This window comes from Krasilnikovia sp. MM14-A1259 (assembly GCF_047159535.1).
Classification (GTDB): Bacteria; Actinomycetota; Actinomycetes; order Mycobacteriales; family Micromonosporaceae; genus Actinoplanes.
In genome coordinates, this window is record NZ_BAAGAJ010000002.1 from 6,303,492 (window position 1) to 6,317,628 (window position 14,137).

General features: G+C 67.1%; 17 protein-coding genes and 1 tRNA gene. 10 read left to right on the forward strand and 8 right to left on the reverse strand.

The window, feature by feature from the left end:
- Positions 1–388 precede the first annotated feature (388 nt).
- A complete protein-coding gene (locus ACMCNK_RS28660; protein WP_412739448.1) occupies positions 389–538 on the forward strand; it encodes a hypothetical protein in 150 nt (49 codons plus the stop codon).
- Positions 539–763: 225 nt separating this feature from the next.
- Here ACMCNK_RS28660 and ACMCNK_RS28665 read toward each other — a convergent pair whose 3' ends face one another.
- Complete coding sequence (locus ACMCNK_RS28665; protein ID WP_412741025.1) at positions 764–1,225, reverse strand: GNAT family N-acetyltransferase; 462 nt, start codon at positions 1,223–1,225, stop codon at positions 764–766.
- A 101-nt stretch (positions 1,226–1,326) separates the two neighbouring features.
- Here ACMCNK_RS28665 and ACMCNK_RS28670 point away from each other — a divergent pair, with 101 nt between their 5' ends.
- Positions 1,327–1,911 carry a DinB family protein gene (locus ACMCNK_RS28670; protein WP_412739449.1) on the forward strand — a complete coding sequence of 195 codons (585 nt, stop codon included), beginning with the start codon at positions 1,327–1,329 and terminating at the stop codon, positions 1,909–1,911.
- Positions 1,912–2,116: 205 nt separating this feature from the next.
- On the opposite strand, the gene ACMCNK_RS28675 is transcribed toward ACMCNK_RS28670, so the two are convergent.
- From ACMCNK_RS28675 to ACMCNK_RS28685, 3 genes are all read right to left on the reverse strand, one after another.
- Positions 2,117–2,488: a group II intron maturase-specific domain-containing protein gene (locus tag ACMCNK_RS28675; protein ID WP_412741026.1), complete on the reverse strand. Its 372-nt coding sequence runs from the start codon at positions 2,486–2,488 to the stop codon at positions 2,117–2,119.
- Positions 2,489–2,608: 120 nt separating this feature from the next.
- Positions 2,609–3,265, reverse strand: a complete 657-nt coding sequence (locus ACMCNK_RS28680; protein ID WP_412739450.1) for a hypothetical protein — start codon at positions 3,263–3,265, stop codon at positions 2,609–2,611.
- Positions 3,198–3,806 carry a hypothetical protein gene (locus ACMCNK_RS28685; RefSeq protein ID WP_412739451.1) on the reverse strand — a complete coding sequence of 203 codons (609 nt, stop codon included), beginning with the start codon at positions 3,804–3,806 and terminating at the stop codon, positions 3,198–3,200. The genes ACMCNK_RS28680 and ACMCNK_RS28685 overlap by 68 nt, the downstream gene beginning before the upstream one ends.
- Before the next feature lie 393 nt (positions 3,807–4,199).
- On the opposite strand from ACMCNK_RS28685, the gene ACMCNK_RS28690 reads away from it, so the two are divergent.
- On the forward strand, positions 4,200–4,652 hold the full coding sequence (locus ACMCNK_RS28690; RefSeq protein ID WP_412739452.1) for a DUF6228 family protein: 453 nt from the start codon (positions 4,200–4,202) through the stop codon (positions 4,650–4,652).
- A 344-nt stretch (positions 4,653–4,996) separates the two neighbouring features.
- On the opposite strand, the gene ACMCNK_RS28695 is transcribed toward ACMCNK_RS28690, so the two are convergent.
- Together ACMCNK_RS28695 and ACMCNK_RS28700 are read right to left on the reverse strand one after the other, a co-directional pair.
- Positions 4,997–5,497, reverse strand: a complete 501-nt coding sequence (locus tag ACMCNK_RS28695) for a hypothetical protein (RefSeq protein ID WP_412739453.1) — start codon at positions 5,495–5,497, stop codon at positions 4,997–4,999.
- Between the two features lie 1,543 nt (positions 5,498–7,040).
- Positions 7,041–7,430, reverse strand: a complete 390-nt coding sequence (locus ACMCNK_RS28700; RefSeq protein ID WP_412739454.1) for a YciI family protein — start codon at positions 7,428–7,430, stop codon at positions 7,041–7,043.
- Positions 7,431–7,711: 281 nt separating this feature from the next.
- Here ACMCNK_RS28700 and ACMCNK_RS28705 point away from each other — a divergent pair.
- The 3 genes from ACMCNK_RS28705 (at position 7,712) to ACMCNK_RS28715 (ending at position 9,546) form a co-directional block, all read left to right on the forward strand.
- A tRNA-Lys gene (locus ACMCNK_RS28705) sits at positions 7,712–7,785 on the forward strand.
- 204 nt (positions 7,786–7,989) lie between these two features.
- On the forward strand, positions 7,990–8,121 hold the full coding sequence (locus ACMCNK_RS28710; RefSeq protein WP_412739455.1) for a hypothetical protein: 132 nt from the start codon (positions 7,990–7,992) through the stop codon (positions 8,119–8,121).
- Between the two features lie 867 nt (positions 8,122–8,988).
- The gene (locus ACMCNK_RS28715; protein WP_412739456.1) at positions 8,989–9,546 is read left to right on the forward strand and encodes a GrpB family protein; all 558 of its coding nucleotides are present in this window, start codon (positions 8,989–8,991) and stop codon (positions 9,544–9,546) included.
- Between the two features lie 99 nt (positions 9,547–9,645).
- On the opposite strand, the gene ACMCNK_RS28720 is transcribed toward ACMCNK_RS28715, so the two are convergent.
- Positions 9,646–10,512 carry a LysR family transcriptional regulator gene (locus ACMCNK_RS28720; RefSeq protein ID WP_412741027.1) on the reverse strand — a complete coding sequence of 289 codons (867 nt, stop codon included), beginning with the start codon at positions 10,510–10,512 and terminating at the stop codon, positions 9,646–9,648.
- A gap of 102 nt (positions 10,513–10,614) precedes the next feature.
- Here ACMCNK_RS28720 and ACMCNK_RS28725 point away from each other — a divergent pair, with 102 nt between their 5' ends.
- Positions 10,615–11,352, forward strand: coding sequence for an SDR family oxidoreductase (locus ACMCNK_RS28725; protein WP_412739457.1), 738 nt, complete (start codon positions 10,615–10,617; stop codon positions 11,350–11,352).
- A 367-nt stretch (positions 11,353–11,719) separates the two neighbouring features.
- On the opposite strand, the gene ACMCNK_RS28730 is transcribed toward ACMCNK_RS28725, so the two are convergent.
- Positions 11,720–12,577, reverse strand: coding sequence for a helix-turn-helix domain-containing protein (locus ACMCNK_RS28730; protein ID WP_412739458.1), 858 nt, complete (start codon positions 12,575–12,577; stop codon positions 11,720–11,722).
- 101 nt (positions 12,578–12,678) lie between these two features.
- Here ACMCNK_RS28730 and ACMCNK_RS28735 point away from each other — a divergent pair, with 101 nt between their 5' ends.
- The 3 genes from ACMCNK_RS28735 to ACMCNK_RS28745 all read left to right on the forward strand — a co-directional run bounded on the left by ACMCNK_RS28735 (position 12,679) and on the right by ACMCNK_RS28745 (position 13,985).
- Positions 12,679–12,909: a hypothetical protein gene (locus tag ACMCNK_RS28735; protein ID WP_412739459.1), complete on the forward strand. Its 231-nt coding sequence runs from the start codon at positions 12,679–12,681 to the stop codon at positions 12,907–12,909.
- An 83-nt stretch (positions 12,910–12,992) separates the two neighbouring features.
- Positions 12,993–13,364 (forward strand): nuclear transport factor 2 family protein, encoded by a 372-nt coding sequence (locus ACMCNK_RS28740; protein WP_412739460.1) that lies wholly within the window; start codon positions 12,993–12,995, stop codon positions 13,362–13,364.
- A gap of 207 nt (positions 13,365–13,571) precedes the next feature.
- Complete coding sequence (locus ACMCNK_RS28745; protein WP_412739461.1) at positions 13,572–13,985, forward strand: SRPBCC family protein; 414 nt, start codon at positions 13,572–13,574, stop codon at positions 13,983–13,985.
- Positions 13,986–14,137 lie beyond the last annotated feature (152 nt).

Consider the following 14,137-nt stretch of genomic DNA (forward strand, 5'->3'; position numbering starts at 1 on the left):
CGCGGCGTTCGGATCGGCGTCACCGTGACGGTGATACGAACGGCGCAGACGGCGCCGGGCAGACGAATACAGCCAGCCTTACCAGGGAACCCGAGTACCCCAGGCGCGCCCTTCCGGCCGACGGCCGTCGCCTGGTCGTGGGGCTGCGCGCGTTGATCATCTGCCCTATGCTGCCTGGTCCGAGCTTGACTTGACCTGACGGCGGGGGACCGGCATGGGCTTGATCCCCGACTCGTCTGAGTCGATGCGCGTGGTGGGAACCTCGCCCGACGGCTCGGCTATTTTCCTCGGCGGCCTCGCGGCGGTGCGTCCGTGCGGCGAACCGGGATTTCCGACTCCTTGGTAGGTGTGAGAAATGTTCGAGCTTGATCCAAAGCGATACAGGGCGGTGTGGGCTCTCATCGGCATCCTGCTGGGCGCCGGGTGGGCGGTGTACGGGATGACCGGCGGTGGCCGCACCTTTTTGACCGTCATGGTGGTGCTGTCGATGGTGCTCGGTGCTGGCGGTGCCGTCCTGCTGCGGAGCCGGCGAACCTGACGTCGGCCGGCCGGCGGTAAGTGCAGCCTGGATGGATCAGGCCGAGTAGCGCGGCCGGACGCCTGCCCGTCAGCTGACAGCCGAGCCACACAACGAGGGCCGCCCCCAGCCGGGACGGCCCTCGTTCATGTTTGTGAGCGTCAGCGCGTGGCGTCCAGTGCCGCCACGCCGGCAGGTGCACGGACTACCGAAAATTGCGCGTTGCTGATTCGGCGACGCAGTCCGTCAGAGAACCAATTTCATCCGCGGAGCTGAGGTCATCGTGAAGCCCATCTTCTCGTACAGGCGTTGCCCTTCCGGCGTGGCACTCAGATCGACGCGGTCGGCATCGATAGACCTGGCCCAGTTGAGCACGTCGAGGACAAGCGTCGCCCCATAGCCACGGCCGCGGTGTCCGCCCAGGGTGATGACGTTCGCCAGTCGCACAGTGCGCCCTCTGGTGCACTGAGGGTTCGGTACACCGAGCTCGAGTGTCCCGATCGCCGTAGCGACGATCGCACCAGCGACCTCGACGACAGGAAAGCGAGCATTACTCGGATCGTCAACGAATCGGGCGAACCACTCGGCTGCGTGACTCCTCCACCGCCCCTCCGGTGCTGAGCTGCTGTCGTCGAACAACAGCGCCCACAGGTCCAACAACTCAGCGCCATCGCGCGCGGCGGCCGTACGTAGGAGCCCGTCGTTCATCGTCGTCACGCCGCCATGCTGGCACGGGTCCGATCCGAGTACGTCCCCATTCCCGACTTCGGATGGCGGAGCATGAAGATCATTGACTAGGGTCCGGTGTCATGATCGAACCATCGTCCGCCGTCTCCGACACGGCATCCGAACCCGGGCTTCCCATTCCGGAGACCAAGGACTGGACCTGGGTGCTCGACAAGCCGTGCGGGTTCTGCGGATTCGACAGCCGAGACGTAGCTGCGGCGGACCTGGCAGCAACCATCGCGGGGCTCGCGCCTCAGTGGCGGGAGGTGCTTGCTCGCGACAACGTCGCTGAGCGTCCCGAACCGGGGGTCTGGTCAGCGCTGGAGTACGGGTGCCATGTCCGCGACGTGTTCGGGGTATTCGCCGAGCGAGCAGAGCTGATCCTTACCGACGAGGACGCCCGCTTCGGCGACTGGGACGGCGACGCCACGGCGCGTGCCACACGCTACTGGGAGCAGGATCCGGCGACGGTCGCTGACGAACTCGCGGTGCGGTGCCGGCGCGTCGCGGCGGTGTTCGCGGCGGCGCCCGAGCACGCCTGGGGGCGCCGCGGCTTGCGGTCGAACGGATCGGTTTTCACCTTCGAGTCGCTGGGCCGCTACCTGCTCCACGACGTGGTGCATCACTTAGCGGACGTAAGCAGCCCAGCGCCGCGCCCAGTCGGCTGACCCTTAAGACGTCCTGATTCGCCGCCGATAACGCGGTCGGTTCCTCACCACTCCGCACGGCGCTTGTCAGCCGGAACTCACCGTAGTCACCTCTGGTGTCGCCGTGAACTGCTCCCGCAGCGACGCCAGGCGGACGGCGAGGGTCGGGTGGCCCGGGGGAATCGCACCCCCGGGCTCCCACAGAACGGAACGTGACAGTCTCCCGTCATTCCGCTCTTCTCATCGAACCCACAGGAAGTCGCGGCTCCACGCCCAGTGCTTGAACAGGCCGGGTTCTCGATCGAGGAGCCCGGACCACCATGCCCTGAACCGTTTGTAGCTTCGCAGCCGTCGGTACTTCTTCTGTCAATGGCCAGTCAGATCTCCCCGTAGTGACATTCTTCCGAGCCCATCGCGCCAGGTAGGTGTTGACGCGTTGCAGGAAGGGGTAGAGCTGCGACCGGTAGAACCGGCCGTCGTACGTCATCCAGCCCGACACGATCGGGTTGATCCAATCGGCGAGCTCGTCCAAGTCGAGCCTGGTGCGCCGGTGGATCCGCCATTCACGGACCCGGCCGCTACGGTTCGCGAGCGATATCCAGGCCGTCGATCTGGACCTTCTTGCCGCTCGTGGTCGCTTTGAGCGTTACGGTCCCGGTGCGCAGCGACGGTGAGGACATCACCAGGAAGTACGCCCGGGGCCGTGTGGTGGAGGCGTTCAGGTTGACCGTTGTGAGCAGCGTGCGTTGAGGTAGACCGCGACCCGGCCTCCGCCGGGGCGTTTGGTGGCGATCAGGCCGATGCGGCGCGCCTGGACGCCGGTCCGGTTCAAGGTGGCGCCCTGGCTGGTGGTCTGGCTGATGGTGGAGCTGTAATAGGAGCTGCCGGAAAGGCGCTGCCACCAGCGCCCGGTCAGCGATCGGTCGTCCAGGGCGCGGGTGATGCAGTCTTGCGGGCTCCACGCCGAGGTGCCGCCGGCCTTGTCGGTGGCACGCACGGAGAAGCAGTAAGTGCTGCCCGGGCGGGCCCCGTTGAGGGTGGCCGAACCGGCGAAGGTCTGTTCCCAGCCAGAAGGGTACTTCCAGGCACCGTAGTTGTCGTCGAGGGAGACCGAGGCGGCGGTCGTCCGCTGCCAGGCGGCGGGGTACTGCCAGGCGCCGTAGGTGCCGTTGAAGGCAGCGGTCCGCACGCGGACCGCTGCGGAGGCGATGCCGTGCCCGAGATCCGAGCCCGTCCACCGCGCCGTGATCGAGGAGGACAGGGTCCGGTCGCTGGTCGGTGCGGCCATCCGCGCGTAGGGGGGCCAGTCATCCCAGAGCTTGAAGGAGTGGCTTTGGCAATCCCACACGAACCCGTAACCCTCGGCCAGGTCCACCACAGCCGCGACACAGAGACCGGAGTTGATCGTGCCCCGCGAGGCGAAGTCGTTGGTGATGGTCGGCGGTGTTCACCAGTAACGCCGCCGCCCTCCGCCGCACCTGCGGATCCACGTCCTTCAGGGCTGTCTCGGCGGCGTCTGCCACCAGAAGCCACCCGGGTTTCTGGAAGCACAAGCAGTACAGCAACTCGAAGATCGTCCGCCGCACCGACAGACGGCGATCGGTCGTGAAGGCCAACAGGTGACGGGTGATCAGCCCGTCCCCGTCGACCTCGACTTGGTGGAAGACCTGTGACCGCACATCGCTGCCGGGGACCAGAACATCGCCCGAGACGATGGCCGCTTCCAGCCATCCCCAGTCGTCCAGCGGCGGCATCAGCGCCGAGCCGTTCACAGTGCGAGGCGCGAGGCGCCCTTCCCGTACGTCATGAACCTGATCCTCGCTTACCCCAACCGGACGCGCAAACGTGATCAAAGATCTGATTCCGGGCAGCTCGGCATGCCAGCGCCACGTGAAGTCGACCAGCGAGCGTGGCATCTTCCAATGCCCACGGAGGGTGGCTACTGGCTCCACGACGTCTGCCGCTACTGAGGCTCCCGACCATTTGTACAACGCTCGCGCTCGGCCTGCTGGCGACCCTCTGGTCGAAATCGGCCGGGCGGCGGCGCGGGTTCGGGTTGCAAGGTCGGATGCCTCCGGCGGGAGCACTCGGGCTCTGGGATGGTGGCCATCCCGCCCACCGTCGATCCAGGCGGAGCCGAGCAGACCTGCCCTCCGGTGCCAAGGTCGTCCAGTGGGGCGCTCCACCTTGTCACCGGAGGGGGCAGGCCCGCTCCACGATGTGTGGGTCGACGGCGGAGGGATGGCAGGGCAGGGGTGAGGCGCCAAATCGGGCGCGGACACGATGACGTCAGGGAATGCTCGCTGACCATGGAGGAGCCGTTCGTCCTGGGCAGGGCCGATGCCGCGCGCTGGGTAATCCATCCGCTGCAGGACCCGTACGGTGACGGCTACGTCCTTACGGCCGCCACGGAGCTGCACGACGACGGCGTGAGGGCGGCGACGACGGCCAAGATCGAGGGCGTGATCGCCAATCCGGCGAATACCCTGCCCGCTTTCATGAACGGCCTCGCGACTGACTGGCGAGGATGGGAAGGTGTCCGCACCTGGCATTCGATGGAGAGCCATCTCGTCGTCGATGCTCGACACGACGGCCGCGGGCACGTCTCGCTCCGTGTGAGCCTGCGGGCGCCCGGTCCGAGCTGGGATGACGCCGCTTGGTCGGCGAGTGCCATGTTGGTCTTGGAAGCGGGGGAGGAGATGACCCGCGCTGCGGCGGACCTGACCCATTTCCTGCGGTGGGAGAGGGATAAGGATGGATGAGCCACGGCTGTGCAAGCTGCACCTGTTCGCTGACCCAAGCCTGACCCCAGCCTGACCCCAACCCGCAGCACCGACGGCACGACTGGCACTGGCGCTCTTGGCGCAGACATGTGGTCAGAGCCTTGACCGTTCCCGAGCGGGAGCCCTCCTAATCCGCGGGTTGCAGGTTCAAGTCCTACGCGGCGCACAATTGATCAAGGCTGACAAGTCGTTCTGCGTCCTATCAGGAGCCTTTCATGTACGTATGGACGAGCGCGTGATCGATGCGTGCTAGAGCTTTTAGCACGGCCTGGCACCTGATATGACTGGACGCCCGCAACCTAGCCTGGGAGGAACTCCACGGGCTACATGTCGTAGGGCAGGGACAATTTGGCTGCGGTGGCGGTGGCGTTGCGGGCGAGGGCTTCGCGGGCGCCGTCCGGGCCGAGTGCCATCACTTGACGGACGCGTTCGAGGATCTCGTCCTCCCAGTCGATCGGGTCCGGGCGGGCACGGTTCAGTTCCCCGGCCTGTTCGGCCACGGCCGCAGCGGCCAAGGCTGCTTCCCAGTCACCGCGGATCACGGCCATGTAGGCGTGTTCCTCGGCCGCAATGATGTCCGGTTCGGTCAGGCCGCGCTCCGCCTCTCTCGCTTCCCGCTCCTGCCGGTGGGTGAGGAAGCCGTCGACATCTCCGTAGCGGTCCAAGAACGGGACGGCCTTGCGCAGGATGACGTCCCTGACGTCGGCCATCACCGGTTCGTAGCCGGCCACGGTGTCCGGCTCGGGAAACACCCCGTCAAGCCGCCGTCCACAGGTGTAGCCATAGGCGACCGGGACCGCGAGCAACCAGACGATCACCTCCATCTTGAAGGTGGGCCTCCGGTACACGGGCGGCAGCGGCTGCACCGTCTGGGCCGTCCACCCGACTGGACCCCGCACCAGCCGACCATCCGCGGCGCGCCAGCCCTCCCCTAGTGCGGGTAGCAGGTACGCGTCGAGGGCCTTCTCCCACCTGCCGACGTGCACGTGATCATCTCCTTCTCAGCAACGGACTGCGATCGCAGGCACATTCTTGAACGATCGCGGGAGCTGTTCCTGTAGCTCCCTATACCACTTGGGCTCGAGCCCTCGGGGGCCCGTCTTCAGGTCGAGGAACAGCTCCGGCTCAAGTGCCGCCGCGCCGAACACGACGTCGGGAGCCCTGGCGTCCTGCTCCCAGCCCTACCGTCCGGTGACCGGACTCTTCCACCTGATGGCACGGCGACCGTTGCGGTAGCCAAACTCCGAGAACAGATTGGCCGATTCCGGTTCGTCATCGACGAGTTCCGCGAACCGGGTGTGTACCCGGGTGCCCCAGTGGGTCGCGGACTCTCCGGGCCATTTGGGCACGTCGGTGCAGGCCTGCTTCGCGAGCTGTTCGACCCGGGTCTTCGCCCGCTGTGTGAACAAAGCCCCGGACACGGCGACGTGGCGATCGGAGGAGCGGCGGACCCTGCTCACCTCTACGGATCAGATGGTCGCCGCGCCTTGGCTGTACAGCCAAGGTACCCGGCGGTGAACGACGGCCTCCGACGACTGCCGGCGGATTGAGCAGGAGGGCAAGGCCCGGACCTACGATCGGCAATCTTCTTTATCCGCGGGTTGTAGGTTCAAGTCCTACGCGGCGCATAGTTGATCAAGGCTGTGATCAGGCAATAAGTGCCGGATCGGAGCACTTTCATGCCCCTTGTGGACGTTCGCGTGGTCCGTGCGTGATCTATAGATGCTGGTCCGATCTGACACACGACGGCATTCTGCTGAGCAACAGGTCGTTCTGATCGCCAAACTGAGCGGGCGCATTCGCAGGTGCGCCCATGCGTGGTGACAGCGGGTGCGCCGGCGCGCTCGGGCGCCCACCCTGGGGTGCGCGGGCGCACCGGTGTCCGCTGGCCGGCAACAAGGCGCCGGTGGCTGGGGACCGTGTCGTTCTAGTGCGGCGTGGACTGCCGCGCCACCCCTCTCGCGTTGTACCGGAACCCGCGCCATCTCGATCGTCACCGAATAATGCTGAGCGATCTCTTCGGGTTCCATTCCGCGAGCCGTCGCGCGGACGGGCAGGGGGCGCGGCAGAAGCAGAGCCGATTCGAGCAGATCCGTCACATGGTGCACGATGGCGCCATACCCGCAGCAGGCTCTGGGCCCCTCCGAGCACGTTCTCCACACCTCAGCAACGCGGCACATGGCTCAGCGCGGGAAATCTCGCCCGGACCCTGACGTTGGCACGCCATTTGCCGTTCGCCGGGCGGCAGATGAGCACGGTGAAGCGCTTCGTCGGCTGGCTCCGGGGCGGCACATTTCTGGCCGCCCCGGAGCCGTGCCTGGGTCGAATGCTGGGCGGAGCGCAGCAGCGACGGAAGCCCGGCTCCGGTCACACTTCAGTCGACGAGTGACGATCTCGTCCCTGCAGGATGCGCTGCGGCTTGAACCGGCGAACCTCCTGCGGCCAGCCGCATGCCTCAGCGATTTTGCCGGCCCACATCCGGGCGGTGGTCTCATCCGGCACGTTCACGATGGTCAGGCCACCCAGGAACTCTTTGGTCTCGACATAGGGCCCGTCGGTGAAGATGATCGCACCGCTGGTGGCGTCTGCACTGAAGACCGGGCCGTCCTCTTCCTCCAGGCCCCCAGCGAAGACGAATGCCCCGGCGGCCTTGATCTCGTCGACGACCGCCCTGGCGAGTGGACCGCGCCCGCGGAACCACTCCTCGGTGTGGTCACCCACCCACTGCTGATTGAAGTAGATGAGGTACTCGGGCATGTCCGCTCCTTCTGATCTTCCGGACCCGATGTCCGTCTCTGCATACGCTACGAACGGCATCCGGCAGATCCGACACTCTCCAGCTTGATTTCTGTCAATGGGTCAACGTCGCCCTTACATCAGCCAGGTCCGGATGCCGCAGTCGGCGCCATCCAGGGTGGAACCCGTGATCCATGCGTGATCGACGGTTCTGGCGCAGGACGTCACCTGTCGGCATGAATCGGCAGACCGCCGGGGTCGATTTGCCAATAGACTGGTATGAGACAGCACAAATGGACATCGCAAAGCAGCAGGCGACACTCATGATCGCGGACTCTTAATCCGCGGGTTGTAGGTTCAAGTCCTACGCGGCGCACAGTTGATCAAGGCTCTGATCAGGCATTTTACGTCTGATCAGAGCCTTTCCCATGTCCCCTGTGGACGTTTGCGTGATCCCGTGCGTGATCTATAGATATTGATACGCCCCGACAGGGGACGGCATTCTGCTTAGCGGCAGGGTGCTCAACAGAGCGAACCAGCGGTCGTACCCGCTACTCCTGCACGGAGGAGTAGCACCATCGTGACCCTGCTCGAGACCACCACCAGCGCCGCGGCTTTCGTCGCCACGTACATCGCCCGGCACGCCGGATCTGCGCGGCAGTGGGCGGCCGCAGCATGCAGGCGGGCGGGCCGCTCGGATCGGCACCAGTGACATCGGCGCCGTTGATCAGGATCGACGGCGACCGGTAGTCCCCGACGCGTTCGATGATCGGCACCGTCAGGCCGGCCTCCGCCAGGCAAGCTGCCAACGTGCTCCGGGTAGCGTCCAGGTTCGGGCAGTCCGGCACCGACCGCAGCTCGACGATCATCCGGCCATCCTCCTCCGCTGCTGCCGGTCGCGCCGTTCTCGCATACCGCATGGGCGCTGACCACGGGAAATGCTGCCCTTTCCGGCGGCGCAGCCCGACGCATTGTGGCGCGTTCCGCTCAGACTGCGACGATCGGCCACATACCTCCGGCGGCGGGGAGACACCGGCCTGGGTGGCGCGGCTTCGCAGCCGCGGGCAGTCTCGTCGGACCATGACCAATCCCGGGACGGCGGCCGCTCGACGACACCCGCGAGTACCTCGCCGCGGCGAACGTCGAGGTGCTGCTGGCCGCGGCTCGCGACCGGGGCGCGGTGCTCGGTGAGGCCGTGCGGGATCCCGCCGCCGATCGGAACGGCCGGTACGGCTGGGACGTGCCGGCCGCAGACGGCACGGTCGTGCGCATGTTGATGTCCGGCGTGGAGCTGACCCGCCTCCGCGATGACATCACGGCCCAGGCACTGATTCTGGCGGTCTCGGGTGGCACCGGTCGGAATCCGCCCGGTTTTGATTTGGCCCCGTTGGGAGCTTGGGCTGGCGGTGACGCTGTGTCGCGACGTGTCCGTCTGGTTGGCCCTGTCGATCGCGTTGTGCGCGGGCCTGAGACAGGGAACCTTGTCCGTGCCAGTAGATGGATGGCCGGCCCGAGGATCGGCTGCCAAGTATGGAAGGCCGGGTCCGCGAGGTGATCCTCAGTGCGGCAAGGTGGGGCTATGACGCAGGACAGCGAAGGTGGCTCCCCGGTCGGCGACGATCCGATCCGTCTGTTGCCTTATGACCCGGCGTGGGCGGCTGGGTTTCAGCGGGAGGCCGAGATCCTGACCGAGGTGCTGGGGTCCCATGTCGCGGGCGGAGTGCACCATGTTGGCAGCACGGCCGTCCCGGGTCTGACGGCCAAGCCGATCATCGACATCATGATCGGCGTCGTTGACCTCGACTCGTCGCGTCCGTGCATCGATCTGCTGGCGGGGCTCAGCTACTGCTACGCGCCTCATCGGCAAGATGTCATGCACTGGTTTTGCAAGCCGGCCCCGCAGCGTCGTACGCACCATCTGCACCTGGTTCCGGTCGGCTCTCCACGGTTCACCGATGTCCTGGCGTTTCGTGACTACCTGCGGGCTCATCCCCACGCTGTCCGGCGGTATGAGCAGCTGAAACTGCAGCTGGCTGTCCACCATATCCATGATCGCGATGCCTATACCGACGGCAAAAGTGCCCTGGTCGCGTCGATTACCGCCGACGCGCGTCGATGGCTCGCAGGGCGTGGGTGAACGGCATCGCCACGAACATCTCCACACGCGACCGGGCCACACCGCCCGCGCCGCGCCGCGGGCGGTGACGGGGGCCTGCCCGGGAGGGGTGACAGGGCTCTACCGGCAGGATTCGAGCTGTACGGCGGTCCTGATCAAGCTGGCCAGGGCTGGTGAGCGGCTGTGGGCAGGCCAGGCGATGTGTGTGACGACGGGGGGCGAGTCGGTCAGCGGGATGGCGGCGTGCGCGGACCACAGCCAGGCGCGCGCGGATTCCGGCACGATCCCGACGGTACGGCCCAGGGCGACCAGTTGGGCCAGCTGCGTCTGGTCGTGGATCTCGGGGCCTGGGCCGGGCGGGTAGACACCGTGCCGGGGCCAGCGTGCCGGGGGCAGGCCGGGCAGGTCGCTGATGTCGGCCATGGACAGGGTCTCGCGCGTGGCGAGGGGGTGTCCGGCGGGCAGGACGGCGAGCTGGCCCTCGGTCATGAGTTCCTCGCTGTCGAACCCGGCGAGGGAGTTGAACGGCACGTGCATGAGCGCGACGTCGGCGCTGCCATCGCGCAGCCGCGCCTCCTGGTCGCACATGCGGCACTGCAGGACCTCGACCTCGGCGGCGCCGGGCTGAGCTACGTAGGCGTCGAGGAGCTTCTGGAGCAGCCCGTGAACCGCGGCGGTCTTCACCGCCAGCACCAGACGGTTACGCGCACCGCCCGGGCTGCCGGCTCCGCCGGCGCGGCGGGTACGGCGGGCGGCGGCGGTGGCCGCGTCGAGTGTCGCGCGCCCCTCGGACAGCAGCACTTGTCCGGCATCTGTCAGCGCGACGCCACGGCGGTTGCGTTCCAGCAGGCAGACGCCGAGGCGCCGTTCGAGCTGCTGGATCGCGCGCGACAGCGGCGGCTGGGCCATGCCGAGGCGTTCGGCGGCCCGGCCGAAATGCAGCTCCTCGGCGACGGCCACGAAGTACCTCAGCTCGCGGGTCTCCAAGGTGTCCACGGCCACAGCGTACGTCACTGATACCCGGCGGGTATGACAGCGTACTCGATCGGTGTTGGCCAGCGCGTCCACCTGGGGGCGAGCCTGGACCGCGTGAACGAAACGAAGATCGCGCTGGTCACCGGCGCGAACCAGGGAATCGGCTACGCGATCGCCACCGGGCTCGCAGCCCTCGGACACCGGGTCGCCGTTGGAGCGCGGGACGCGGGCCGGCGCGAAAGCGCCGTCGAGAAGCTGCGCGCCGCAGGGGCCGACGCGTTCGGCGTACCGCTGGACGTCACCGGCGACCACAGCGTCGCGAACGCCGCGGAACTGATCGAGCGGAAGACCGGCCGGCTGGACGTACTCGTCAACAACGCGGGCATCTCCGGACAGCTGGGTGCGGACTGGGCGCAGGACCCGACCACGCTCGACCTCGACCTGGTCCGCACGGTCGTGGAGACCAACGTCATCGGCGTGATCCGGGTGACGAATGCGATGCTCCCGCTGCTGCAGCGCTCGTCGTCGCCGCGCATCGTCAACATCTCCAGCAGCGTCGGCTCCGTGACTCTGCAAGCCGACCCGGACATCGAGATCGGCCCGGTCATGGCGGCCTACGCGCCGTCGAAGTCGTTTCTCAACGCCGTGACCGTCCAGTACGCCCGGAGGTTCGCCGGCACGAACATCCTGATCAACGCCACCTGCCCGGGCCTGGTCGCGACCACCTTCACCGGATTCCATGGCCCCCGAACCCCCGAGCAGGGCGCGGCCACAGCGATCCGGCTCGCCACACTGCCCGACGACAGCCCCTCCGGCGCGTTCTTCAACGACGAAGGCATCGTCCCCTGGTAAGCGATGACCCCTGGCCACATGCCGGGGCGAACAGGTTTCCGCATCGATGTCGCGGAAGGCAACAACACAGCTACCTCACAACGGGCCTACTGGGCCCCGCCGATGACCAAGACATGACCATCTGCGCGGCGTCACCAGAAGACAGACACGATAAATCGCCGATGCAGGGGGACTGTGGATCTAACGGCACCTCTTTGTCAAGGTGCCGGCGTCGGAGGGGTCTCCAACTTGGCGAGATAGTCCCCGCGGGGTAGCCGGCGATTCTGGCGGTCTCGGCAGGCCCCGGCCGGACTGAGCGTGTCTGATCATGGGATTGGAACATGAAGCAGTCAGATGTTGGGGTGGTGTGGCTGCGCGGACCGCTGGGTCACTCTCTGGTTGGGTACGGCTGTCGTGGCGTGTGGAGAGTGTGTGCGAGGAGCGCGACCTGGTCGGTGTGGGCGGGCTCGGGTTGGTAGAGGCTGAGCCGGGTGGCCGAGTCGTCCAGGTGCCAGCTCTGGTGGGTCAGGACGATGTCTCCGACCCGCGGATGATGGAAGGCTTTGTTGGTTGTGCGGCGAGGCCGTACGTCCTGGCGTTCCCACAGCTGGCGGAAGTCGGCGCTGGCGGCGGCGAGCTCGTGGTGAATGCGGCGCAGGTCCGGAGCGTCGGGGTCGGTGCCGGTCCAGTGACGGAGGTTCGCGACGCTGGTGGCCGCGGACCACTGCCAGTTGGCTAGGACCGACCGTGCTGCCGGATGCGTGAAGATGTACCGGATGATGCTGCGCCGTGGTTCGGGCCACTCGTCGAGGCCGGCGTACAACGCGAGCCCTTCGGGATTGCAGGCGAGGACATCGCCGGTACGGGCGAGGATCAGCGCCGGCCAAGGGCGGAGCCGATCGAGAAGGGCCATGGTGGGCGCACTGACGGCCGGTCGGGGCGGTGGCCGTTCAGCCCGGCGACCGGCAGCGTGGTCAGCCAGCCGGTGCAGGTGGTGGCTTTCGTCCGCGTCAAGCCGCAGCGCGTGCGCGAGTGCGGCGATGACGACGGGGCTGGGATTGCGTTCTCGGCCCTGCTCGAGTCGGATGTAGTAGTCGACGCTCAGCCCGGCGACCGCGGCCAGTTCCTCGCGCCGCAGTCCCGCGGTACGCCGGCGGCCGATGGTGCCGGGCAGGCCGATGTCCTGCGGCTGTAGCCGTGCGCGACGGGCACGTAGGAACGCGCCTAGCGGGTGGGATGACGTCATGCGGCCCAGTGTGACAGTTGCTGGCTGGTGCAGCCTGGGTGCGTGGCTGCTAGCCACCACACGGTCTGGTTCGGCGCGGGCGACTCACGCAGGCTCGGTGCATGGCGCACATGTCGAGACGAGCACAGCCGGTCCGATGGAAATTGTGGCTGCTGATGGTCGCCGTGTTGTATCCGCTGATCACCATTGGGGTTACGTTGGCCGCCCCGGTGCTGGAGCCGCTGCCGCCAGCGGGCCGGTTCGCACTGATCGTGCCGGTCATGGTCGCGCTGATGGTGTGGGTGGTCATTCCGCTGCTGCACCGCCTGTTCGGCTCGTGGCTACAGCGTTGACCAGCGGCACACGGGGTTCCGCCGGCGCAGATGCCTTCTGGACGCCTTCTGTAATTGATCACCAGTCACCGAAAGGGTCATCGATGAATGACAAGCTGCCCACGGCCGTCGCCGACTTCTTCGGCGGTTCGAGGACCGCCGACCCGGACGCCTGGGCGCGTCCGTTGGCCGATGACGCGCTGATCCACGACCCGGTCGGACAGCCGCCGTTCACCGGCCGCGTCGCTTTCTGCGAACGGATCACCGGGTTCCTCCCGCACTTTTCGCGATTCGACGGACTAACGCCTACCAACGCGTACCACGGTGGCGCCAGCGTCGCCGTGCACTGGCGCGCGACGGCCAATACGGCCACGGGCCGCGAGCTGGCCTGGACCGGGATCACCGTCTTCACGCTCGACGATCACGACAAGATCTGCCAGCTGCGGGGTTACTTCGACCCCTCCATCTTCGCCTGACCACACGGTCATCGCAGTTCAGCATGCCGCTGCTCGAGGCCTCTGCCACCTTTCGCGCGGAGTGTGACAGCGCTTGTCGGCGGGCGTGCCCTCGGGCCGGCATGAGCTGAAGCCAGGCCCGCGAGCGTCGGGCCCCTCATGCGATCGTGACCCGTAGGCTGCGGCATCCGCGTTGCCGCCACGCATGGACGGGGAGGGTCGTCGAGTATGGCCACAGTCCGGGTTGAAGCCACTGTCGACGTTCCCCAGCAGCGGGTGTGGGAGGCCATCGCGGATGTCGGCGCGGTACACCGGCGATTGTTGCCCGGCCGGGTGGCCGATGCCCGGGTCGAGGGCGACGTTCGCATCCTGCGCATGCCGGACGGGGCGCAGGTCCGTGAAGTCATCCTGGCGATCGACCACACCATCCGGAGGATGGCGTACACGGTGACCGACGGGCACCGGCTGCCGCTGACCTACCACCATGCGGCATTCCAAGTGTTCGACGAAGGCGATCACAGCCGGATCGTCTGGCTGACCGACGTCCTCCCACATGCCATGGCCGATGCGGTGAGGGGGCGAGTCGAGCGGGGAATCGAGGAGATGAAAAGAGTCCTGGAGTCCAACGAGACCGAACGATAGACGAGGCAGGCTCGCAGAGCTCGGACCGTTGCGCTCATCGACTGCGAGCGTATGCGTCCCACAGCGGTTCGGCCGTGACATTGCGTGGCGGGCGGATCGTGGCATTTGAGTACGGCCGGAAGCTGGCGTGCACGCCTCCGACAGGCAAGTAT